This is a genomic window from Paraburkholderia phenazinium, from assembly GCF_900100735.1.
Classification (GTDB): Bacteria; Pseudomonadota; Gammaproteobacteria; order Burkholderiales; family Burkholderiaceae; genus Paraburkholderia; species Paraburkholderia phenazinia.
Window position 1 is genome coordinate 344,906 of record NZ_FNCJ01000003.1, and the last position, 23,551, is coordinate 368,456.

Below are 23,551 nucleotides of genomic sequence, written 5' to 3' on the forward strand. Positions count from 1 at the left end.
ATTCGTAGGATTCGCCGGAGCATCATACAAGGGCCGTGCAGTTGGTGACTGCCCTGCGGCCCGATGGCACCGATATTGTCCTTGATCAGTTGCATCTCGGCCTTGGCGACGGCCCGGGCACGTTTATGGTCCGTGGCGTCCGCGAAAGTGATCGCGTGCTTGTTATCTCGACCGAGCAATATGTCCGAAGGGGATACGAGCGGCAGGGGTCTGTCGAGTGTGGATGGCCGAAGGTTGGTTGCCAGGATCAAGGCGTCGCGCGCGGGGCGGACCTACGAAGGCAAATACCCATGCATTCGATAGTTGTCTGCCCCGCCGCAATGGCGCTACAGCAGCACCAGCGAACTACCAATGGGCGCCCGGGGTTCCATTATCGTCTTGGAGTAGCAGGTGACCGGGAAGCGGAGGCTGAGCTGAGTGCTCGCCGATCAGGTAAGTCGCTGTCGTCTCACTCATGGCTTGAGACTCGTTGCTGCTATTGGTATGCTCGGGGCGCATATAGTTTCCGTAGACCCACCTCAATTGCTTGCCCTTCGGGTCGAACGTCAGCATCTCCCGGTGATTGAGCATATGGCGCACGTCGTCAACAGCGTTGCCGCCAAACGATTCGTACCCTACGTGTACTACCGCAGGACAGTCTTCGGGAATTTGCTCGCATGCATCGGCAACGACCGATTTGAAATGACGGGCCTTACCCAGCTGCGCCTGCTTTGAAAGACTCATCCAGCAAACAACGCTCGCCTGATTCATTGCCGTGGCGAACAACGGTCTGTTCGGTGCGGGGTCCCATTGTGCGGCCACGCTATAGTCGGCATCAGGCGTGTGGTCTCCAAGGAGTAACTCGACCATTCTGCTCGATCCAAAGAACACATCGTCACTCTCGAGGACGGCTCGTGTGGCGCGTAGGTCGATGTCCTGAACGAAGCCGTTTGATATGCCGTCGTCCCACTGGAATGATGAAGGTTCCCGAAGAAATGCGTGCGCTTTCTCGACCAGATAGTCGTCCGGCACCTTTGACAATTCGACCTCGTAGCCAACGCCCACCACGAGAGAGCGCTCTCTGGCGCTACACAGTTCGTGCACCGGAGCCGCGAGCCGCTGGGCGTCCTTGTACTCCCTCGCCTCATAGCCGGCACCCGAGCGATTGATGCGCTTGCACTCTACGGCCCATTGGTTCTTTCCGGTCCCCACGAACAGGTCATGGCTTTTCTTGGTGCCGGGACTCTCCGGGTGAAAGCGGACATCGGACCATCCGCGCGTCTTGTAGGCGCCCGCGACAAGCAGTTCGAACAGGGCGTCATCGGCTTTGACCTGGCCGGTCGTCATCATCGCCTTGACGCGGTCCATCACACCGTCGATTTGCTCAAGCTGGGGAACGAGCTCGCCGATCCGATGAAATATCGGCGTAATTCTGAAGGCTTCTGGTTCGAACCAGTCATGGCGCTCCTCGGGCTTTGCATAGGCGTTCGCTTGGAAGATGTACCAGTCGATCAGATCGCGAGGCGCGAAGCGGGTAGTGAAATCGCCCTGACGCCAATCATGCTTTTCTGCTTCGAACTTGTCTTTCACAGCCTGGACGCGACGCGACCACGTGGAGCTGTCCATGACTGATGTCAAGAATTCAATTGCGCGAACGGTGTAATCATCGCGCCAGGATTGCACTCGCCGGTTGGCTAACCAAAATGCCTGACTTGAAGCCATTGATAGGAACTCGTCTTCAGGAGGGAGGAGATGGGTCATCCTAACACCGAGACGACGCGCACTTGAGGTTTGCACGCCTTATATTGTCAGTCGCGACTAGCTCGTCTTTGAATGCCCCCCGCGGAAGCATGGTAGTGCCCGCTCATGCCGACACAGGCAAGTCCAGCATGAGACACTGGGCTCCCTGCGCGCGAGTAACGTCGACGCGTTACCGAAAACGTTTTGGCGTCGAGCGTCTGCCGTGTGGAGCCCGTTTATGAGGTGGCGACCGCATCGGGGAACAGAGAATTTCTGGGACATGGGAATTTACCGTTCACGCGACGTGGCCTACTTCATGCAAGCCAGACTGGCAAGCCGTGTGCCTCGAGTTTTTCGTGGAAGGCGCGATTTTGTTCGAGACGTTCGATATGTCCGATATCGGGCACCAGATTCGAGACCGGGCAAGGAACGCTGTCGGCCGTGCCGACAAAGTGATGCAGAATCGCCGCATCGTCCGAACCGCACGTTACTGGGAAACGTTCAGCGCCGGCTACCAACAGCCAGATGGTGCGTGTGATTCCATTCGTGAAGCTAATGTATGGCTGTCGTTCTGGCTCGAGAGCGGTCGGTGTCCTACGTGGAAAAGCTCGCCAGATCCATCGTACAAAGCGGCCGGAAGCGGTAATGTGCTGATCCTGTACGCCGTCGATCCAATATCCTGCATTGACCTCGGCGAGAGGAACGGGATTCGACCAGCCTGGCCTGAATCCGTCCTCGGCCTGATGAAATTTGTAGTCGTTTTTCCAACCCGCCTTGTCCAAGTGGGCGATTTCCGGATGACTGCTCTTGGGGCCGCGCCAGGCATCAAGGAAGCGCTTCGCGTCGACCTCGACAACCGACCGCTGACGCTCGGATTCTGCTACCCGCATCCACACATCCCCACGTCCCTTTGTTGTCACACGGAAGATGGCGTAACGTCTCAGGCCACCCATAGTTTCGAGATGGGAAAAGGTTTTCATATCGGTTTGGCTTGGGGTTACCCGCCTACTCTTCGAGGTAGAAGGTTGCTCAGTTGAGCGGAAAATGGCGTCAATCGGTGCCTTGTAACCTCAGTTCTGCGGCGTAAAAGCAAGGCACGGGATCGTCGCGTTCGAAAATCTCACCTGAATGACTGGCCGCGAAAAGCGAGGAGGGTGATAGTTTCGCGAGATGCTAGCGTACGATATTTCCCGAACTCTGAAGCGACCGTTTGATGAGGAAACATGCCGATTGATCCAAAGAAACTTGCGGTTAGCCGTCTGGCTCAGCATCTGGCAGACGGTTACTATTCCTTTTTGACAGCGCACTATGTCGCGGTCAATCCTGTGTCGATCAACGCGCTGCCGCCCGTTGAGACCAAGGTTATCGGCCAGAATCCCGTAACAGTTGTTGGCCATGCTCCCACGGGCGAAATCAAGCGAAAGGACGGCACCGTACACACGATCGACCTCAGGCACTATCTCGACCTGCTGCGCGAGGATCAGAGCCTGCAAGACCGCTTCATCCGCAACTGGGCGATCGCCGCGCTCCTGACGCTTGGCGATGAACTCAACAGGAAGAGTAACAAGTATTTTGACCGGGCACCGATCCTTGAGTTCGTCTATCACCTGCGTAACGGCGTCGCTCATGGCAATCGATTCAACATCACCAAGGAGGGCCGCCAACGTCTGTCGAAATACCCAGCCCACAACCGAGACGCGGCCGTAAAGAGCACTCTTGGGACGGTGTTTGAGATTACGGCTGACCAGACGGGCACGGTCCTTTTTGATTTTATTGGTGCTGCCGACGTAATCGACGTTTTGCAGTCGGTGGAAATCCATCTATCGCAATAGTATCCCGTGCGACCAACCGATTTCGCCGCGCCACCCATGCGCTGTGCGTGGGCAAACCATCCGGCTAAGCGCACATCTGACACATTGTCGAATGACGCACGCCGGATTCGAAGAACTGCTCGATGAATTTGCGAGAACACTCAATGCATTACGCGCGCCGGGAGTCGATGCCCCCGCTGCGGTGCAGGCCGTCAGGCAACATGCTGCGCGTGTCAATCAGGCGTGGGATCTGTGCGCCGAGCATGCAGCACTGGCGACGCACTTTATGGACCGGTTCATTTTCAACCCGTGGCCAAACTTTTTTCACAGGTTGAGGATGAAGCTATGTCGGAACGATCTGGACAAGCGCTCGGCCTACCTTCTCAAAACCGGCTCGTTGCTGACGCCTCCCAACACAGGTGTGGCTCAGCTCGAAGAAGAAGATCCGGTGTGAACGATTCACGAACCGCGCCAGACGCCTTACGATGACGGAAACACAAGCAAGCTGGCGAAAGTGCCTGGAGTTGACATGAACAACGGTATCGCGCAATCCGTTGCGGTCAAGGCCGCGGACGATCTGATCAGCATCTGGAACAGGGTCTTCGGAACATTGGCGCTTGGCGATTGCGCTATTCTGGATAATTCGCTTCGGGACATTGCAGCGCGAGCCAATCGTGAGTTCGAGGCCTGCGGGGCACTGACCGACAGTCGCCGGCAGATGTTGTCCGACGCTCTCAGTGAGCTCGTAACTGCGCGTGAGGCGTCGAACAGACAGGACCTGATGAACATGACGAGCGCATTGAGAAGGGCCACTGGCCGCATCAATGCTCTGATCGTTGATGTCATGACAAATCTCGGATGACGCGCGGGGGGAGACGTCACACACGGATGTTGTGGGCACCTCTCGTTGTCGGCGTATGGCTCGGGTTGGAGCGTTTCATGGCATGGCGGACGGGGCAAGCCCTTCTCTCGTGAGCCCGATTGGCCGATGACATCGGCGCCGCTCATCAGCCTGGGTAGAATATTTCAATTATCAGCGCAGCGAAGAGGTGAGGGCACTGAAATGGGCTGCTCGGGCCTACGTCGTTGTTCGCTTGTTTTCAAGCACCGCGATTTGCTGACTGGAGATTGTCGTATGCCACAGGTTTCTGATGCCTTACGTAGTGTTTGGGCAGCGATTCAACACCCACAATGCGGCCGGACAATGCCGCAAGCAGTTGCCGATACGCGTCCATTTGCAGACAGGCGCGCCTTGGCGATCCTGCTTGCAGTTCCAAACCATCCGGAAGCGAGCGTCGAGCATAAACAGGACGCGGCTACGCTGCTTGCCACCTGGCAGCAAAAGTGCGGGCATTGGAAACTCGACCCGCTGAATGCTCACAACGCGTCGCCGGAGCTACCGTCCGGCTACCGGGAGTGGCAACCTTACCTCGACATCGCACTGAAGAGCGCTGACCACTAGTCAAAGCGCACGCGCGTCCAAAGGGAGAGTGAAGCCGACGAGTCGGATACCGCTGTATCCGTGAACCTGCCGCATGCGAGATCCAGCATTTTCACCGTGAAAACGCTGCTTGCCTTTGCGAATCGTTGATCAAGCATGCCAACGATGCGAAATCACGACTCAAGCAGTTGATTGAGCGCCGCCACGTACCAGCTCACATCCATAAATTGTCCGACGGGAAAGGTCCCCCGGATCATCATTCCGGCAAGGGCGAAAGTCGGTCCTTCGGGCCTCTTCCAGTGGAGGAAAACTGGCGCACCGCTCATACCATCCAGGTCCGACGGCTGGGTTTGCGCGTTATCGAATTCTATGCGCCAAGTGTGTGGATAGTCGCCCCGCCCCGTCACTCTTCCTCCGATTTTTACGCGCCCTAGCTCTACGTCTCCAGTTTCATAGTCGATTGAAGTGCCCTCGCAGGATCGTGGAAATCCGACTGCGACCAATCCTGCAATCTCTCCCTCACCGTTGGCAACAAACACCTGTTCAAGCCACTCGCCGGTTGGCGGTAACTTTGCTGACCGTGCCAGCAGCGATCTTGTAATTCGATCGTCCACGGCGGACACTTTCAGCACCGCCAGATCAAGATCACCATCGTTGAAGAAGGCTTCGTGGTTCCAGTTCACTCTGGGGATGGCGTACGTGTCGAATTTGACCCAGTCGCGGATTGAGCGCCCCACGGGCCGGTTGACGCCATGACGGGGAATTGCCAGCTGTCGCAGAACTTCGTGGTAGTCAGCGTCCGGCGCGCCAAGGCAATGCCTGCAGGTCACGAACGCTACGCTGCGTTGCCTGCGTACAAAGAAGCCAGTACCGTGGAGACCAGGTAGAGGTCGACGATCCGCGCCTTCAATCCAGGAGACCATAGCGTTGACGCAATCTGGAATACCTGAATGCCAAAAAGATGCCCGTTCGACCATCTCGGTTCCCCCCGTAACTTTAGACCGATGACCCATCGCTTCCAGTACCGACACTCGATCGTTTTACCTCAAAGGCCACGCGGGAGGCGTCACATCCGCCGGCAATTCCTGGCGGGAGATGCGACCAGCTCGCACGCTAGCTAGCCCCGGCGGTGCAGTCAAGTCCATAGCTGTTTTGCGAAGTGATTGGCTCATACGACCGTGGTGCAATTGATTGCATCTGCTGTAGCTCCGCGAGATCGGAAGCAGGTATGCTGTCCGTCCCAGACACCACCGAGCAGCAGCACAGGCTGCCCGTCGCGAGATGGCAAAATACGACTCCCTCGAAACTCACCTGCGCGAACTACCCGGTGATTCAGCCCGACTCACATTTGCAGAGATCAACCGTAGACCACATTAAAAGTGTCACCGACCAGACCTCGGAACATCGGGCCGCCGCGCCGTTGCAGTGACAGTTTTGCTTGCAGTCCGAACGAAATAAAAGCGTCAATTCGCATAAGTCCGAATTAAATTTGTCACTTCGCGTCCTACACTTCGAATCCCGTCCGTAAGGCATTGATCTTATGGAAAATTCCCTGCACATCACGGAGCCGGTCGCGCTTGTCCGTCCGCGTGGCGCGCACCGGTTCGAAGCCTTCAGCCCGAAGCTGGCCCGACGGCTAACGTTATACAGGCGCGCCTTGCTTGAGCAGTGGTTTCTGCTCGAAGCGGATCCCGCGGTGACCACCTTCTGCGAGCGGCCCGGCTATGTGCATGTCGAGGGGCTGCAGCGACTTGCCGACTTTTGGGTCCGTTATGCTGATCGGCAAGAGTTAGTTATCCTTGATGATTCACATGCTGATGAAAAGATGCCTAAACCCCACCGCGCTCTCGATGGAGCAGCGCTGCCCATCCGGAGCGTGTCTCCGGCTGACCTCGCGGCCGCACGGGTGTGGATCGACAACTGGCAGCGTATGCTTCCGTGCATTGTGGCCAACCGGGGTCTTGTTTCACCGTCCCTGCCACGAGCGATCGAGCGCGTCCTGACCCATCCCCAGAAGTTGCTTGCGATCGAGCGGGAGTTTTCGACCGGAGATCCGGTTCTGGTCCGCACGGCTGTATTCGGCCTGTTGCATGCCGGGCGGATCAGTGCGCCGGATCTGCACACGCAGGCGCTATCCCTGCTCACGTCGTTTGTCGCCACGGAGGCAATCTCATGAGCCGCCGCAAGCCGGAGTTTCAGGCAATCGATGTGGCGACGTGGCCTGACGTTGCTTACACCGAATTCGATCACGAAGCGCAGCGCGCGTTTGAAGCGCGCATGCAGGCGCTGGTACGCTACGCGCGCGGCGAATCGCTCAAACACATCGAACGGTCTACTGGTTTCAATCGACGCCAGTTGTATCGCTGGCTTGAACGGGCCTTGTCGCCGCATCCGGACGGGCGGCCTTTTGGGTTCCGCGCCCTGGTCAGCTATGTGCGGATCGCCGAGTATGTTCGTCTGAGTCCGGTGCAAATATGTGGTGAGCGCGGCAGTTGCGGCGCCGCGGGCGCGCTGTCGCAGCTTTTCGAGCGTTACCCGACGCTCGCCGCGTGGCTGCTGCTGCAGGTCAGACAGCGTCGCGTGCTGCTCGAACAGATCAATACCGATGGGCGATTGCGGACCCGCCTGCGAGGGCTGCAGCCGCTGCATGACGAATTCCTCCGCCAGTGTCGCGCGGTGGGCCTGACGGCAGCGGACTACCCATTCAACACGGCAGGACGTGCGATCCGTTCGCTGTCGCAGCGGCTGAAGGCAGAAATGCTGCGCAGTTTCGGTGCCGCCGCGCGCTCGGCGGGCGCTTCGCACCTGAAGGGGTTGCCGCGCCGGGATGACGGCGTGGAAAGTCCTGCGGCGACACGTCCCTATCAGGTGGTGGAGTTCGACGGTCACCGGCTCGATATCCGGTTAAAAGTGGTCGTGCGCGATCCGCTTGGCTTTGAACACGAATTCGAAATGGAGCGGGTGTGGCTGCTGGTGATCATCGACGTGTGCACGCGCGTCGTGCTGGCCTACCATCTCGTGCTGGCGCGTGAGTACAGTCGCTACGACGTGATCAAGAGCATCGAAAAGGCGCTGGAGCCGCATCGGACCCGCTCTTTTAGCATAGAGGGGCTCGGCTACGGACCGCAGGATGGTTTTGCATCGCAGCGGTTGCCGGAACTGGCGTACGTGACCTGGGAGTGGATGAAGCTCGACAACGCGAAAGCGAACCTCGCGAATGAAACGTTGACGGCGCTATGTGAATTCGTCGGCTGTCTCGCCGACGCGGGACCAAGGTACAGCCCGGATGAGCGGCCGTACATCGAGCGCTTCTTCGGTACGATCGCAAGCCGCCTGTCTTCGCGCCTGCCGGGCTACACGGGTTCGCATCCGCGCGATTTGCGCCGGGCGCTGGCCGATCCAAAGGGCAACCTGCGTCTGTATGTGTCGCTCGATGAACTGGAGGAGCTTGTCGAGTATGCGATTGCGGGCTACAACGGCACGCCGCATAGCGGTTTGAACAACGCCACGCCGCTCGAAGCGATGGAGTATTTCATCCGCGGCAAACAGATGGTGGTGACGTGGCTTGCCGAACATCATCGCCGCACGTTGTGTCTGATGCAATCGGCGCGCCGCTGCCCCGTGCGGGCCTACCTCGACCAGGGCGTGCGTCCCCACATCAATCTGCATGGTGTGCGCTATACAAACGACGTGCTGGCGACCAGCACGCACCTGATCGGCAAGCACCTGCTCGTCTACATGAATGCGGACGACCTGCGTTGTGTGCGGGGTTTCCTTTCTGACGGCACCGAACTGGGCGTGCTCGATGCACAAGGGGCGTGGCGTGTGGTGCCGCACAACCTCAAACTGCGCCAGGAAATTCGCAAGCATCAGGGCAAGCGCCGTAGCCGCACGGTGGTCGGCGCCAATCCGATCGAGGCTTACGTTCAGACGAAGCTTGCACAGGCGAAGAAGACCCGCAAGGCTGCCACGGAACTCGCGCACGCAGTGAAGCTGCTGGCGTCAGCACCGACTGTACGCACCCCAGTCGGTCCGGTACGGCCGGTGGAAACCGGGATGGCAGCGTCCCCAGCAATCCAGGCGGTGCCTGCGACACCGACGGGTACCACTGTCGAGCTTGCACCTCGCACGCCAGTCCGGCCGAAGAAACTCTCTATCGGTACCGGTCAGGTCTTTTAACCCTGTCGTCTGCATGGGAGGCATCATGTCACTTCAGATACCGCGTCCGATTGATCCATCGCTCCATCCGCTGGCAACCGGCAATTATCGGATCGCCACCCCGGCGATCCAGGCGTTCTACGAACTCGTGGTCCGATGTCTGCACTACCGGATCATGGGTGCGCTGATCTACGGACCATCGCGGATCGGCAAGACGCGTGCGATCGAGTACGTGCGGCTGCTGCTCGCCCGCAACCATCCCAGGATGACCAGCTATCACGCGCAGTGCGAGCACAAACCGCGGCACGCCGAAGGCCCGTTCTTTGCCAACCTGCTCGAGGCCGTCGGAGATCCCGATCCGAACGCCGGCTCCAATCCGTCCAAGCGCCTGCGACTGTCGTTGAGGATTCGCGAGGCAGCCGCCCGTGCTGGCAGCGGCACGGTGCTGCTCTTTTGCGACGAAGCGCAGCGCTACAACGAGAATGAATACGAGTGGTTGCGTGACGTGCACGATGCGCTCGACCGGCAGCAGATCAAGCTGTTTACCTTTCTCGTCGGTCAGCAGGAGTTGCTCTCGCAGAAGACCAGTCTGCAGATTGCGGGCAAGACGCAGATCGTGGCCCGCCTGATGGTCGACGAGCTGTCGTTTTACGGGATCCGGAACGCCGAGGATGTGGCGACGTGCCTGAACGGATACGACCAGACCGCCTACCCGGAGGGCAGCGAGTGGAGCTTCACGCGCTTTTATATTCCGCAGGCCTTCGATGCCGGGTATCGGCTGGTCAGCGACGCCGACTTGCTCTGGCATGCATTCGAGGCCGCGCACAACAGGGCCAACCTGCCGGGCCGACTTGAAATTCCGATGGAATCGTTCGCGAGAGTGGTCGAGATCGTCCTGAAGGAAAGCGAACTTAAGGATGGTCTGCAATACAGCCCTGAGCCTGCTTTGTGGGCATACGCCGTGCAGCACTGCGGCTATGTCCAGTCCCGTCATGCAACCGGCCGCGTGCTCGTCGCCGCATAAGGCGCGGCGGGTGATGCCGCCGCGTTTCCCGATCCTGACGCTTGACGAGCGGAAGCTGACACCGGCCCTGGGTTACCTTTTCAGCGCGAAGTGGATCGATCCGTGCGAATCGCTGGTGACGATCCTGTGGAAATTCGAGAAAGCGAACGCCTTGCCGGGCCATGTTGCCGCACTCCTCATGGGTGCGGACATCGATCCCTACGAAGGGGTGGTGCCGCAGGCCAGCGTCATCGACATCCGGCGGCTGCGCGACACGCTCAATGTGCCGCTCAAGATCCTGCACGGCTCGCTTCTGGTCCCGTCGCAACGACGCCGCTACAGCAAACTGTTTCGCTACTGCCGATGCTGTCTGGCGCGCGGGTATCACAGCGTGCTGCATCAGATTGACGGCGTGGATGTGTGCCCGGCGCATCGCCGGCCGCTGGAGACCGCATGCCGGCGATGTGGCTATGAGGCGCCGTACGTCCTGAGCGTGAGTTTTCTGGACGCGCCTTACCGTTGCGCCTATTGCCGCGCGGGCTACAGCCACAAGGTCTTTTCAATCCTGGGTTCGCAGCGGATGAAGAAGGACGAGCGCGTCGCGATGAACCGTCTGTACTTCGAGCGCTATTACGGATGAAGCGGTAGCGGTTCGCGGCTTGCCGACATCGCGTTCGCTCTCATCTTGCGCGAAATGCCGCACTGATCTGCCGCGCCCGTTTCACCTCGTCGCTGTGCAGATAGATCGACGTCGTTGAAATCGACGCGTGGCGCAGATTATCGCGAACAGTTGTGAGTTCCGCGCCGCGTGCCAGTGCATGCGAAGCGTGCGTGTGTCTCAGCCAGTGCGGGGTGGCGTGCCTCAACTTTTCGGCGGCAACCGGGTGGTCCTGCTGAATGATGTCGGCCGCCTGCGAGAAAAAACGTCGCATCACAACGCGCAGTCGCGCCGTGGTAAGACCGACGCCGTCCTCCGCGAGACTGCCGATCAGGGGGATGTCAGGCCGCCAACGTGCCCGTGTGACCGGCAGTCCGCGTTGCACCAGATATTGGGCGAGCGCCGTGCGTGCAAGAGGCGGCAACGCGACCTTGCCGGTCTTGCTGCCTTTGCCCGTCAGATACAGCCAGTGATCACCGTGAGCATCGCTCTGGACGCCGCTGAGGGTCGTGCCAACCAGTTCCCCGGCACGCAGTCCTGTTGCATACGCGAAGTCGAGCAGGAAGCGCAGGCGCTGGGCCGCGGGCGCCTCCCAGCCATACGACCATTCCAGACCGTCCGCCACCGTGCGAACCAGCAGCCACTCGCCTTCGGCGAAACCGCGGGACGCATCGAGCGGTGCTGCGCGCGCACTGCCCCGCACCCTGATGCCGGCAAACGGATTGGCCAGCAAATAGCGTTGCTCGATCAGCCACCTGAACAGTGCGCCGAGCACCGACAGCGCGTACGCCACCGAGCGCGCAGACAGGCCGCGTGCGAAGGGCCGCCATTCGGCAGAAGTGCGCGGCCGGGGCGGACCCACCCAGCGCTCGTGTGGTGTCGGCCGGCGCAGGAAGGCACGATAGGCGATCGCATCGTCCGTGGTGAGCGACGAGAGCGCCCGTTCGCGCTCGACGATGGCCCACAGGATCAGGCGTTCTGCCTCCTTGCGATAGGCCCGTTGCGTTGCCGGTGCTTCGTGCAGCGACAACCACGCCTGAACGGCTGCGTAGTCGTTCGTGGCATCGAGCGTGCATGTCGCTTGCGGCGCGCGGAAGGTGCCCTGCGAGCCGTCGACCTTTTCTGGCAGCCGTAGCGATTCCCACGGGACGACGATTGCCGGTTGGGTCATGGCGACCAGTTGCCGGGCCCGCTCCGTAAGTTGCGGGCAGGCGGCGAAGAAGGTTTCGATCTTCCGGGCGCTGGCGACACCCAGACCGGGAACCGCCACCCACCAGCGGCGCCGGCGCGGAATGCGCACCGTAAGGTCCGCCAGCGTATTGATGCCCTGTGCGCGCAGGGCGCCGACCGCCCGTGGCGGAAACCACCGGCCGACGTCGTCGGTGATGTGCGGCTCGGGTACGGGCTGTGACCGCAGGTACTCGATTGCGTGGCCAACCGCGGTCGCCCGCTTTAACCGCTCAGCAACGGGATGCTGAAACAGGACCGCCAGATCGTCGCGCTGGCGACTGTGCGCGAACGCAACCAGTTGGCGCCGGATTCGACCGAGGATACCGCGCGCGGACTGGCCGTCGCCTCTGGTGGAGGACAGGTAGCGGGCGACAGCCGCGCGGGCTGTCAGGCCAGCGTACCAGGCGCGCAGCGCAGCGAGCGACGCGACATCCGGGAAGTGCGGCGATGCGGGTGCAGTGAGCGCTGGCGCCGGAGACTGACGCGTTTTCATGCATTCCAGTTTAGGTCAGAAACGATGCCATTACGATAAGAATACTTATCGCAATAACATGCTTCTCTTTCTGTCTTGTGCCGCCGGTCGATTTCCTTGGTGACCATGCCACTGCACCGTTGCACCTCAAGCCACCCGCCCGACTACCGAAATCACGTGCCCTTTGCAAAGTTCAAAACTATTGACGCGACGCGCGGTGGCGTCAATTTTTCACCCGGGCACCGCGTGAACTAACAAGGCCCCAACGGTTGGCGCGTTCCGTACCGAAATGTTCGCCTACACGCATACAAGCCGAGATTGCTGAAGCGATGATTCCAGTGCCGGATCAGTTGGATCGGAAGTCACAGATTTTGTCCGAGACGGCTGATGGCAAGCTCGAGCTTTCACGGGATCGTCTGATTGCACGTCGTCAGCCAGAGATCCAACCAGATCAGATACGGAATAACTCGAGGGCTGAGTTAACAATTATAGAACCTCACTTGAAAGCGATGCGATGACAGGAAAATGTCACCCTATGGATGCAATTTGTAATATATACCCCTCTCTAAGGGCTATTGCCTACTTGAAAAATTAATAATTGTCGTATGTACTACGCATCAATATGTAACAAAATGTAATGTATGGTTTTGATTCTGTTTGATGGTTCTTCTTGGCTTGCGAACTGGGTGCAACGGTAAATCGCAATTTTTAGCACTTTCCGGGGATTGTTGGATCGATTGTTTGAGAAAGGCGGGAGTTTGCATCAGTGATACTAGTTCGCGAGTAGGCTAGTAAGAGTTATGGTGGATAGCGTCAGTTGATCTCCATGTCGGCCGGCAAGATATTTATCAATAGAATGTTGATGTGGAAAATAAAATGTTCGAATACGAAAAATTGGCAAAATCTTACGGCATAAAGGTCGATATAGGAAAGGGCCTGCAAATAATTTCAATTCCGACTGAGTCGAACGCTAGGGTGGATATTGGTTTCACCAGCGGTGAGCGAAATATTATTGAAAAATATTTTCCATGTTTTCAAAAATACAAGATTTATAGAAACTTGTCTGTTTATGGAGACTGCGCAAAGCCACTGTCTCAAGTTCTGGCCGACGACTACATTTTTTGCTCGAACCTATGCGTTATTTTTGACTATGCGTATAGCGCTTTATGGTCTGGAAGAGAATTTACGATCCGGATAAATGCACTTTCCCAAGGGTATCCGCAAGAAGATGGTACTGGGGGGGGAACGTTTGTTTGCGAGTCTAAAGAATTTGGCGGACCGCCTGAACGCCATTGATCCGGTCAAGTTGCATGGTCTCATAAATGGTCGTGGCGAGTGGGGGCCTATTAGAATTCGGAAAATTATATTGATATCGGCGGCCGCTTTGCCGGTAGTTTTGGCTTTGTTAATTCGATTTGTTTTGCCAAAATTGGTATCGCATCACTAGTCGTGAGTTTGCGCAAGCATAAGGAAAATATGCTGGCTTTTAAAATGGAGTATTTTGCATAACTAACCAATGATCAACGGGAGATGTCATGGCTGCACCCTTACCCGGATTTTCTATAGGTGCCACGACGCTTATTACGGGCCTCATAGGCGCTGCTGAATCGTACAATAGCTACCTCAACGACACTTCGTCCGCCACACCTTCGTCAACAAGCATTCAGGCGGATCTGACGGGAATTAATAACGGTCTGGCGGGGGCGGTTCAAGGCGCATTAATGATGGGGGGTACCGCGACTGAGGCATTCGCGGACAGTCTGACTCCGTTGGGAATCGCCGCGACTGTAGCGAATCTATCTCAACTCGCTCAGCTTCTTCCCGGGCAGATGGAGGAATTGGAAGCGGCAAGCACGCCGGAAGCTCAAGCCGCGGCGCTACAGGGATTGTTCGATTCTGGTATCGGAGCAGTGCAGGACCTCGGGGCATTGCTTACAGCATTCCCTCCAACTTCGGAAGTTGGACTTACAATTCTCGCAGCATCCACGATAACGCAAGCAATAGTGGATTCACCCGCAGGGTCAGTCGCTGAGAGCGCACTAGCAAACGCGCTCTCCGGTATCGTGCAAGGGTTAGACAACGCGTGGGTGACGATCGCGCCATACGCACAACAGATCGCTGCACTCTTCGGTTACTCTAAGACCGATCCGTTGGTTATCGACCTCTCGGGCAACGGCGTTCAGTTGACCCCACTTGCCCAGTCAGACGCTTACTTCGACCTGTACAACACGGGATATGCGGTCCATACCGGCTGGGTAGGTCCCGAGACTGGAATTCTCGTTGATGATGCGGGTGGTGGTCCGATTGACAGCATTACAAATCTGTTCGGCAGCTCGACCACCGATGGATTTACGGCATTGGAAGCTCTGGATGCAAACCATGATGGGGTAATCAACGCGTCAGATCCGGGCTTCGCAGATCTCGAGGTATGGACAGACACAAACGGCAATGGTGTCGTAGATCCGGGAGAGCTGCATTCGCTGTCAAGCCTCGGAATAGTTTCCATCAGCCTTACAACGGAGAACGTTAACCAATCTGTAGGCGGTAACGAAATCGAGGAAGTCGCAACGTATACGAAGTCGGACGGAACCACTGGCGAGATTGCCGAAGCGTACTTTAACAACAGCCAACTCGATTCGCAATATGAAGGTAACTATCAATTTAACCCTGCTGTTTTGACCTTGCCGAATCTTCGCGGTTACGGGACACTTCCGGATCTGTACGTCGCGATGAGTCTGGATCCAACGTTGCTGCAGATGGTACAGACGTTTTCAACCGAAACCCTCTCTGATGCAGCAAGCTTTGCTGCCCAGACAAAGGCAATACTTTATCAATGGGCAAGCGTCGAGAACGTTGCACCTGATAGTCAGGGTTCCTATATTGACGCCCAGGAGTTGGGTGTGCTCGAAGCGTTTTCGGGCGAGAGCTTTGTTTCCAGCTTCACCGGTGGTTCGGATCCATCGAACTGGCATCAGGGCGAGGTTCTCACGGATGCGTTTAACCAGTTACTGGCGGCTGTCGAAGTCCGCCTCATTGCGCAGGGACCGCTTGCATCACTTCTTCCGGGTGTTTGCTTTGACTACAACGCCGACTCCCTTGTTGGCACCCCGGACCTTTCAACGCTCGTTAGCGGACTGGTCGACGCCGCGCCAACTGGAACCGCGCAGGCAGAGCAATACTGGGCCAACGCGGCACCAGTGATTGGTACGCTCTGTAGCGCTTTGGGCCTGGTGCCTGACGCCTACACGAGCGCACTTCAAACGGCGTTCACTAGTCTCAGCCTCCCCTTTACTGCATCCGAGGCGGTACAAGGCAACGTCCTGGTAGGAGATGGGACCGTCGATCAACTCGTTACAAGCGCTTCGGGTCCACATTACTTTGACGGTGGCCCAAGTGTCAGGTTTGAACAGAGCGATGGCGGTGGCGACGTATTTGTCTTCAATCAGGGCTACGGGCAACTGGAGATCAACGAGTACGACTCCGGCGCGTCGCCGGACAACGTGCTGCAACTGGGAGCAGGTATCACGCCGGATGAAGTGAGCGTGGGTCTCGACAGCAACCAGGACATCATTCTGACTATCGGCACGAACGACGATCAGATCAAGCTCGACAACGAGGCCACAGGGAATCTGGCATATGGCGTTGACGAGGTGCAATTCGCTGATGGCACGGAATGGACACAAAGTCAGCTTATTGCGTGGGCGCGCAATATACAGGGCACTACTGGGAATGACACCCTGTACGGCACGAACGGCCCCGACCTCTTTGACGGTAAGGGAGGTAACGATCTGGAGGTCGGTCTCGGCGGGGGCGACACGTTCATCTTCAATGCCGGTTATGGTCACCTGGAAATCAACGAAGTCGACCACTCCAGTACGCCGGATAACATTCTTCAACTGGGTGCCGGGATCAGCGAGTCGGATGTAACGGTACGTGCGACGAGCGACGGAACAGGCCTCGTGCTGACCGACGGTGTAGCAGGCGATCAGATCACGCTCGACAACATGCTGTCTAATTCGCCCGGGTCTGGATCGACCTCTGGAGTCGAGCAGGTTCAATTCGCGGACGGTACGGTCTGGACCAGCCAGCAGTTAGTCCAGATGGAGACCACAGGTACCACCGGAAACGACACGTTGTATGGAACGCCCGGGCCGGATCTCTTTGATGGTAAGGGAGGTAACGATCTGGAGATCGGTCGCGGCGGAGGCGACACGTTCATCTTCAATGCCGGGTATGGTCACCTGGAAATCAGCGAAATGGACGACTCCAGTACGCCGGATAACATCCTTCAATTGGGTGCCGGAATCAGCGAGTCGGATATAACGGTACAAGCGACGAGCGACGGAACAGGACTCGTGTTGACCGATGGTGTGGCGGGGGATCAGATTACTCTTGACGGAATGCTGTCTATCCCAGGCTCTGGTGTCCAACAGATGCAGTTTGCAGATGGCACGGTATGGACGGCGCAGCAGCTCGTCGAGATGGAGATGACTGGCACCTCCGGGAACGACACGTTGTATGCTGGGCTGGAACCTGGCGTCTTCGACGGAAAGGGTGGTGATGACTATGAACAGGGTGACGGCAAAGGCGATACATTTATTTTCAATCAGGGTTACGGACACCTGGAGATCGAGGATGAGTACTTTACCGGCGCACCAGACAGTGTCCTGGAACTGGGTGCGGGGATCACGGCTTCGGGAATGGCAGTCACGGTAGATAGCAATCACGACATCCTGCTGACCGAGGGGATGCACCAGATCCAGATCGATGGCATGGCCGATGGATCAGGCGAGAACGGGGTGGGTCAGGTCCAGTTCTCGGACGGAACGATATTGACGGCAAGTCAGATCCTGGCTATGGCGAGCGATGTAACCGGCACGCCAGGCAACGACACGCTATACGGCGTCGTAGGCATGTCAAACATCTTCGATGGAGAGGGTGGCAACGACCTTGAGATCGGATCGGGTGACAACGACACGTTCATTTTCAACCAGGACTATGGCAATCTCGAAATCAACGAGAGCGAACGGTGGGGCGCGACCAACGTATTGCAACTGGGAGCAGGCATTACACCTTCGTCGGTCACGGCAACCACGGACGGTCAAAATAACGTCATCCTGACACTCGGTACGAACGGCGATCAGATCAAGCTTGATGGCATGGCTGACGGACGGGGGGACAAAGGCGTGCAAGAGGTGCAGTTCGCCGATGGGACGGTATGGACTGCAGCCCAGATCATCGCGACCGTAACCAATTTCGAAGGTGCGTCGGGCAATGATACGTTTTATGGAACCAGTGGAGCGGACTATTTCGACGGCAAAGGTGGTAACGACTATGAGGTTGGCAACGGTGGCAATGACACGTTCGTTTTCGACCAGGGATATGGGAAGCTGGAAATAAACGAAAATAACGGATGGTATGCACCCAGGGTCGGCACCCTGCTGTTTGGTGCAGGGATCACGCCTTCATCCGTGTCCGTGATGGCGGATCTCCAGGGCGACGTTCTGCTGACAATCGGCTCGAACGGTGATCAGGTGAAGCTGGACAATATGGACACCGATGAAGCTAGCTTTGGTATCGCGCAGGTGCAATTTGCGGACGGCACCGTGTGGACTGCGAGTCAGATTCTCGCACAAGTGAGCGTGGTCGAAGGGACTGGGGGCAACGACACGCTGCAAAGCTTGAACGATGGGGTCATCTTTGACGGCAAAGGTGGCGACGATGTCGAAACCGGCGACGGTCAAAATGACACGTATATCTACCAGCAGGGTTACGGACAGTTGGAAATAGATGACACGTCCTACCCTTCTTCCGGAGTACTGCTGTTAGGGCCCGGAATCGATCCGTCATCGTTGACCGTGACGGGAACGACCTCCGGCGCCATAGTAATGACCGACGGCGTACCTGGAGACCAGATAACGTTGGACAACGCGCTGCCCTATGGAGGCGGCGTAGGTCAGATCCAGTTTGCCGACGGTACGACCTGGTCCCAGACACAGTTGCTGCAGAGGCTAACGACAACCGGCACGACTGGAAACGACACACTTGTTGGAAGCGAATATGCGGCCGTGTTCGATGGTAAGGGCGGCGACGACTATGAACAGGGCGGCGGTAACGGTGACACGTTTATTTTCAACGCTGGGTATGGCCAACTGGAGGTCAACGAGACCTCATATTCGCGCTCCACTAATGTTCTTGCGTTGGGCGCGGGAATCAGCGAGTCGTCGGTGACCGCTGCAGCGACGAAAAGTGATGGAATCATTTTGACTGACGGCGTGACTGGCGACCAGATCACTCTGGATAACGAATTGGATGGCGGTAGCAATGGGGTTCAACAGATCCAGTTCTCGGATGGTACGACATGGTCTCAGCAGCACCTCATCCAGATGGCAGAGACAACGACTGGCAGTCCGGGCAACGACGTCCTCATCGGCGGATCTGTCGGCAGTGTCTTCGATGGCGAAGGAGGCAACGACTATGAGCAGGGAGGCGGAAACGGGGACACGTTCATATTCAATGCAGGTTACGGCCATCTCGAAATCAACGAGTCCGACAGCGCGGGCGCAACTAATGTACTCGAGCTAGGCGTTGGGATCATTGAATATTCATTAAGCGTCACAGCTACACCAAACGGAGCAGTGGTAATCACCGACGGCACATCCGGCGATCAGATTACTCTGGATGGCGAGCTGTGGGGCAATGGCATCCAGCAGGTCCAGTTCGCTGATGGCACAACCTGGTCAGACCAGCAGCTGCTTGAGCAGTTGACGACGACGGGCACGACCGGAAACGATGTCCTTGTAGGCGGGCAGTACCCAGCCATATTTGACGGCAAGGGGGGCGACGACTATGAACAGGGCGGAGGCAATGGTGATACGTTCATCTTCAACGCCGGATATGGCCACCTCGAGATCAACGAACCCAATTATTCGGGGGCGACCAATGTGCTGGAGCTTGGACCAGGAATCACTGAATCATCGGTGACAGCGTCGGTGGACAGCAATCAGGACATCATCCTGACAATTGGCACGAACGGAGACCAGATCCAGCTGGATCAAATGGGATTTATGACCGAATACGGAGTCGAGGTTCAGTTCGCTGACGGGACGGTTTGGACTCCGAGCCAGATCTTCGCAATGGCGAGCAATCATGTAGGCACGACTGGCAACGACACGCTGTATGGGACGAGCGGTGGCCCGAACACGTTCGATGGCAATGGAGGCAACGATCTCGAGATCGGCGAGGGCGACGATGACACCTTCATTTTTAACCATGGATATGGTCATCTGGAGATCAATGAAACCTATGATCCATCCGATTATCCAGGGGCGCTCAACGTGCTGCAGCTGGGAGCGGGGATTACACCCTCCGCAGTGACGGTGACGGGCGACAGCGGCTCCGACATCCTGTTGACCGATGGCACTGACCAGATCCAGATCGACGGGGAGGACTCCGGGAAAAACGCCCGCGTGCAGCAGGTACGTTTCGCGGACGGGACGGTATGGACAGTGAGTCAGGTCCTCGCCATGGCAGAGGATATTGACGGTACTACGGGAAACGACACGCTGTACGGTACAGCCGGTGCCAACGTCTTCGACGGTAAGGGCGGCAATGACCTCGAGGTTGGAAACGGCGGCGATGACACGTTTATCTTCAATCAGGGTTACGGTCACCTGGAAATCGACGAATCCGACCCAACAAACGGTACGGTGGGTAAAGTCCTGCAACTCGGCGCAGGAATTACGGCATCGGGCATGACCGTTACAGTCGACAGCAATCAGGACATCCTGTTGACTGAGGGAACTGACCAGATCCAGATCGATGGCATGGCTGACGGATCAGGACGGAATGGGGTCGGCGAGGTACAGTTTGCGGACGGGACCGTCTGGACAGCGAACCAGCTCATCGCAATGGCGCGCGACATCACGGGCACGACAGGCAACGATACCCTGTATGGGACAAACGGGGATGATATCTTCGACGGCAAAGGTGGCAACGACCTCGAAATCGGCAACGGCGGCAACGATACCTTCATATTTAACGCCGGTTACGGGAACCTCGAGATCAACGAGACAAACTTTGCTGCCGGCGCAACCAGCGTGTTGCAATTAGGGCAGGGTATCAGCGAGTCGTCGATGACTGTCGCCGGCACGAGCAACGGCGCGCTGGTGCTTACCGATGGGATAACAGGTGATCAGATCACACTGGATAATGGACTCTACGGAGACAACTACGGCGTCCAGCAGGTGCAGTTTGCTGACGGAACGACCTGGTCAGAGCAACAGTTGCTCCAGATGGCGACCACCGGCATCTCTGCGAATGAATCCTTGTACGGTACGCCATTGTCCGACGTGTTCGACAGCCAGGGCGGAGCCGATACAGAGTATGGTAACGGCGGTAACGATATCTATGTCCTGCAACCTGGCTACAGTCCGGTGACCGTCGTGAATGGCATCGCCAGTAACAACGTCGCGGCGGGTGATTTGTCCATCGAAGGAGTCAACCCGGACGACATCTGGCTGCAGCAGGTGGGCAATGACCTGCAGGTCGACATCATTGGTTCGACGACCGAAGCCACCATCAAAAACTGGTTCAGTAACACCTATAGCCAGTTGGGGGAGCTGACAGTAAGCGGCGGAACAGGTGGCAACATGACGCTCGACACGCAGATCAATCAGCTGATCCAGGCGATGGCGACGTTTTCGGCAAACAACCCAGGGTTCGATCCGACATCTTCTGGCAATCCTTTGATTACCGACCCAACGCTGCTGGCCGCAGTTAATTCAGCATGGCACCAGTAAGATTGTTTTTCGGCAGCAGGACCCCGTCACCTCCAGCGTGACGGGGTCTTTGCCGGCGAGTACAACGGGGAAGTTGTAAGGCAATTCAGAATCACAACAGTAGCCGTATAAACCAACAACAAGGCACTACCAGTGACAGCCAGACCAGAAGAGATTGCCGCGGATCCGGGGCTCTCGGCACTCGTCCTGATTGCACGCCTGCATGGCGTCGCAGCGGACGCAAACCAGCTTCGCCATGCGGCGGCGCTCAAGACGGAACGCTTTGGGGAACGGGATCTCATTCTCTCAGCCCGCTCGCTGGGCCTGAAAGCACGCGCCGTCACCGTGAGCGAAGCGCGGCTCGCAAAAACGCCGATTCCGGCCTTGCTGCTCGACAGCGCTGGTCAGCATTGTGTGCTGGCCGGTTGCGACGCAACGCGCGCCATGGTGCTCGAGTGCGGCGCGGCGACGCCTACGGTCAGCTCGCCGTCAGAGGTGATGACCCGCTCGGGCGGCCGTCTCCTGCTGTTTGCCTCGCGTGCCTCGCTCGCGGGCGAATTGGCCCGCTTCGACTTTTCGTGGTTCATCCCCGCCGTCGTCAAGTACCGTCGCCTGCTGCTGGAGGTGTTGCTGGTCTCGCTCGTGCTGCAGGTTTTCGGGCTGGTCTCGCCGCTGATGTTCCAGGTCGTGATGGACAAAGTTCTAGTCAATCGGGCCTACAACACGCTGAATGTCGTTTGCATAGCGCTTCTCGTCAGTTCGGTCTTTGAGATCCTGCTAACAGGGTTAAGAAACTACGTGTTTTCGCATACGACGAATCGCATTGACGTTGAACTCGGTGCACGCCTGTTTCGTCACCTGGTCAGCTTGCCGCTTGCCTACTTCGAGGCGAGGCGCGTAGGCGATACAGTGGCGCGTGTGCGTGAGCTGGAAAACATCCGCAGCTTCCTGACTGGTCAGGCGCTGACTGCCGTTATCGACATGATCTTTTCAGTGATCTTTCTCGGCGTGATGTGTATCTACAGCGTATGGCTGACGGTAATTGTCGCGATTTCGCTACCGGTCTACGCAACGATTTCCTTGACGCTGAACCCTCTCCTGCGTGACCGGCTGAACAACAAGTTTTCGCGTGGCGCTGATAACCAGTCATTCCTTGTCGAGGCCATTTCCGGTGTCCAGACTGTCAAGGCGATGGCGATCGAGCCACAATTCATCCGCCGCTGGGACAACCAGCTTGCGGCATATGTCACGGCGAGTTTTCGCGTCAATTCGTTAAGCAACGTTGGCCAGCAACTCATTCAACTCGTGGGCAAGCTGGTCACCCTTGCCACGTTGTTCTTCGGCGCAAAGCTGGTGATAGATGGCAGGCTTACCGTCGGCGAGCTGGTCGCCTTCAACATGATGTCACAGCGCGTTGCGGCCCCGGTGCTGCGGCTAGCGCAGTTGTGGCAGGATTTTCAGCAGATCGGTATTTCGATGTTGCGGCTGGGCGATATCCTGAATTCGCGCACGGAATTGCCGCAAAGCCGGCAGGCACTACCTGCGATAAAGGGCGAGGTATCCTTCGAGGATGTGCGCTTCCGTTACCGACCCGATGGTCATCCGGTTCTCAACGGTGTTGACCTGACCATCCGGGCGGGAGAGATCGTTGGTATCGTCGGCCGCTCCGGGTCCGGTAAAAGCACACTGACAAAGCTATTGCAGCGCCTGTACGTTCCGGAATATGGGCGTGTGCGGATCGACGGTATTGATCTCGCGCTGGCCGATCCGGCGTGGTTGCGTCGGCAGATCGGTGTCGTGCTTCAGGAGAATCTGCTCTTTAACCGGTCGATTCGCGACAACATCGCTGTGACGGATCCCGGTGCGACGCTGGAGATTGTGATCCATGCTGCGAAACTCGCCGGTGCACATGAGTTCATTTCAGAACTCCCTGAAGGCTACGACACGGTCGTCGGTGAGCACGGCTCAACGCTTTCCGGTGGGCAGCGGCAGCGCATTGCCATCGCGCGGGCTCTTCTCACGAACCCACGCATCCTGATCTTTGACGAGGCCACAAGCGCGCTTGATTTCGAAACCGAGCGTGTGATCCAGAACAATATGCGGGCCATGTGTCAGGGGCGCACGGTCATCATCATCGCACACAGGCTGACTGCAGTGCGTCACGCCCACCATATCATCGCGATGGACAAAGGTCAGATCGTCGAGCGGGGTAATCACGATCACCTGATTCAGCAGAACGGTTATTACGCTCACCTCGTTTCCCTTCAGAACCCGTAATC

At 57.6% G+C, this 23,551-nt stretch carries 15 protein-coding genes; 11 read left to right on the plus strand and 4 right to left on the minus strand.

The features are described 5' to 3' along the window. Positions 1-345 precede the first annotated feature (345 nt). Together BLQ92_RS08720 and BLQ92_RS08725 are read right to left on the minus strand one after the other, a co-directional pair. Complete coding sequence (locus tag BLQ92_RS08720) at positions 346-1,740, minus strand: hypothetical protein (RefSeq protein WP_143016540.1); 1,395 nt, start codon at positions 1,738-1,740, stop codon at positions 346-348. A gap of 293 nt (positions 1,741-2,033) precedes the next feature. Beyond that, positions 2,034-2,699: a plasmid fertility inhibition factor family protein gene (locus BLQ92_RS08725; RefSeq protein ID WP_143016541.1), complete on the minus strand. Its 666-nt coding sequence runs from the start codon at positions 2,697-2,699 to the stop codon at positions 2,034-2,036. 243 nt (positions 2,700-2,942) lie between these two features. Here BLQ92_RS08725 and BLQ92_RS08730 point away from each other — a divergent pair, with 243 nt between their 5' ends. From BLQ92_RS08730 to BLQ92_RS08745, 4 genes are all read left to right on the plus strand, one after another. Continuing rightward, on the plus strand, positions 2,943-3,551 hold the full coding sequence (locus tag BLQ92_RS08730; RefSeq protein WP_090683465.1) for a hypothetical protein: 609 nt from the start codon (positions 2,943-2,945) through the stop codon (positions 3,549-3,551). Between the two features lie 91 nt (positions 3,552-3,642). Continuing rightward, positions 3,643-3,984, plus strand: a complete 342-nt coding sequence (locus BLQ92_RS08735; protein ID WP_090683467.1) for a hypothetical protein — start codon at positions 3,643-3,645, stop codon at positions 3,982-3,984. 75 nt (positions 3,985-4,059) lie between these two features. Beyond that, positions 4,060-4,392 carry a hypothetical protein gene (locus tag BLQ92_RS08740; protein WP_090683468.1) on the plus strand — a complete coding sequence of 111 codons (333 nt, stop codon included), beginning with the start codon at positions 4,060-4,062 and terminating at the stop codon, positions 4,390-4,392. Positions 4,393-4,665: 273 nt separating this feature from the next. Beyond that, complete coding sequence (locus BLQ92_RS08745) at positions 4,666-4,992, plus strand: hypothetical protein (protein WP_218133031.1); 327 nt, start codon at positions 4,666-4,668, stop codon at positions 4,990-4,992. A gap of 152 nt (positions 4,993-5,144) precedes the next feature. Here the strand turns inward: BLQ92_RS08745 and BLQ92_RS08750 are convergent, their stop codons facing one another. After that, positions 5,145-5,948, minus strand: a complete 804-nt coding sequence (locus BLQ92_RS08750) for a trypsin-like peptidase domain-containing protein (protein WP_175772237.1) — start codon at positions 5,946-5,948, stop codon at positions 5,145-5,147. 563 nt (positions 5,949-6,511) lie between these two features. On the opposite strand from BLQ92_RS08750, the gene BLQ92_RS08760 reads away from it, so the two are divergent. The 4 genes from BLQ92_RS08760 to BLQ92_RS08775 are packed head-to-tail and all read left to right on the plus strand — an operon-like array spanning position 6,512 to position 10,772. Then, entirely contained in the window at positions 6,512-7,147 is a 636-nt protein-coding gene (locus BLQ92_RS08760; protein ID WP_090683474.1) for a hypothetical protein, read from the plus strand. Next, the gene (locus tag BLQ92_RS08765) at positions 7,144-9,150 is read left to right on the plus strand and encodes an integrase (RefSeq protein ID WP_090683475.1); all 2,007 of its coding nucleotides are present in this window, start codon (positions 7,144-7,146) and stop codon (positions 9,148-9,150) included. The genes BLQ92_RS08760 and BLQ92_RS08765 overlap by 4 nt, the downstream gene beginning before the upstream one ends. Positions 9,151-9,175: 25 nt before the next feature. After that, the gene (locus BLQ92_RS08770) at positions 9,176-10,153 is read left to right on the plus strand and encodes an AAA family ATPase (protein WP_090683477.1); all 978 of its coding nucleotides are present in this window, start codon (positions 9,176-9,178) and stop codon (positions 10,151-10,153) included. After that, complete coding sequence (locus tag BLQ92_RS08775; RefSeq protein ID WP_425194911.1) at positions 10,107-10,772, plus strand: TniQ family protein; 666 nt, start codon at positions 10,107-10,109, stop codon at positions 10,770-10,772. The genes BLQ92_RS08770 and BLQ92_RS08775 overlap by 47 nt, the downstream gene beginning before the upstream one ends. Positions 10,773-10,812: 40 nt before the next feature. Here BLQ92_RS08775 and BLQ92_RS08780 read toward each other — a convergent pair whose 3' ends face one another. Next, a complete protein-coding gene (locus tag BLQ92_RS08780; protein WP_090683480.1) occupies positions 10,813-12,513 on the minus strand; it encodes a site-specific integrase in 1,701 nt (566 codons plus the stop codon). 855 nt (positions 12,514-13,368) lie between these two features. On the opposite strand from BLQ92_RS08780, the gene BLQ92_RS39280 reads away from it, so the two are divergent. From BLQ92_RS39280 to BLQ92_RS08795, 3 genes are all read left to right on the plus strand, one after another. Further along, entirely contained in the window at positions 13,369-13,788 is a 420-nt protein-coding gene (locus BLQ92_RS39280; protein ID WP_143016543.1) for a hypothetical protein, read from the plus strand. 239 nt (positions 13,789-14,027) lie between these two features. Then, entirely contained in the window at positions 14,028-21,293 is a 7,266-nt protein-coding gene (locus BLQ92_RS08790) for a calcium-binding protein (protein ID WP_090683483.1), read from the plus strand. 132 nt (positions 21,294-21,425) lie between these two features. Continuing rightward, a complete protein-coding gene (locus BLQ92_RS08795) occupies positions 21,426-23,549 on the plus strand; it encodes a type I secretion system permease/ATPase (protein WP_175772239.1) in 2,124 nt (707 codons plus the stop codon). The last annotated feature ends 2 nt before the right edge of the window (positions 23,550-23,551 follow it).

What these genes read in the sequence shown, in the direction of transcription:
- BLQ92_RS08720 (WP_143016540.1), bottom strand. Translation starts at nt 1,740, where the DNA reads ATGACCCATCTCCTCCCTCCTGAAGACGAGTTCCTATCAATGGCTTCA.
- BLQ92_RS08725 (WP_143016541.1), bottom strand. Translation starts at nt 2,699, where the DNA reads ATGAAAACCTTTTCCCATCTCGAAACTATGGGTGGCCTGAGACGTTAC.
- BLQ92_RS08730 (WP_090683465.1), top strand. Translation starts at nt 2,943, where the DNA reads ATGCCGATTGATCCAAAGAAACTTGCGGTTAGCCGTCTGGCTCAGCAT.
- BLQ92_RS08735 (WP_090683467.1), top strand. Translation starts at nt 3,643, where the DNA reads ATGACGCACGCCGGATTCGAAGAACTGCTCGATGAATTTGCGAGAACA.
- BLQ92_RS08740 (WP_090683468.1), top strand. Translation starts at nt 4,060, where the DNA reads ATGAACAACGGTATCGCGCAATCCGTTGCGGTCAAGGCCGCGGACGAT.
- BLQ92_RS08745 (WP_218133031.1), top strand. Translation starts at nt 4,666, where the DNA reads ATGCCACAGGTTTCTGATGCCTTACGTAGTGTTTGGGCAGCGATTCAA.
- BLQ92_RS08750 (WP_175772237.1), bottom strand. Translation starts at nt 5,948, where the DNA reads ATGGTCGAACGGGCATCTTTTTGGCATTCAGGTATTCCAGATTGCGTC.
- BLQ92_RS08760 (WP_090683474.1), top strand. Translation starts at nt 6,512, where the DNA reads ATGGAAAATTCCCTGCACATCACGGAGCCGGTCGCGCTTGTCCGTCCG.
- BLQ92_RS08765 (WP_090683475.1), top strand. Translation starts at nt 7,144, where the DNA reads ATGAGCCGCCGCAAGCCGGAGTTTCAGGCAATCGATGTGGCGACGTGG.
- BLQ92_RS08770 (WP_090683477.1), top strand. Translation starts at nt 9,176, where the DNA reads ATGTCACTTCAGATACCGCGTCCGATTGATCCATCGCTCCATCCGCTG.
- BLQ92_RS08775 (WP_425194911.1), top strand. Translation starts at nt 10,107, where the DNA reads ATGTCCAGTCCCGTCATGCAACCGGCCGCGTGCTCGTCGCCGCATAAG.
- BLQ92_RS08780 (WP_090683480.1), bottom strand. Translation starts at nt 12,513, where the DNA reads ATGAAAACGCGTCAGTCTCCGGCGCCAGCGCTCACTGCACCCGCATCG.
- BLQ92_RS39280 (WP_143016543.1), top strand. Translation starts at nt 13,369, where the DNA reads ATGTTCGAATACGAAAAATTGGCAAAATCTTACGGCATAAAGGTCGAT.
- BLQ92_RS08790 (WP_090683483.1), top strand. Translation starts at nt 14,028, where the DNA reads ATGGCTGCACCCTTACCCGGATTTTCTATAGGTGCCACGACGCTTATT.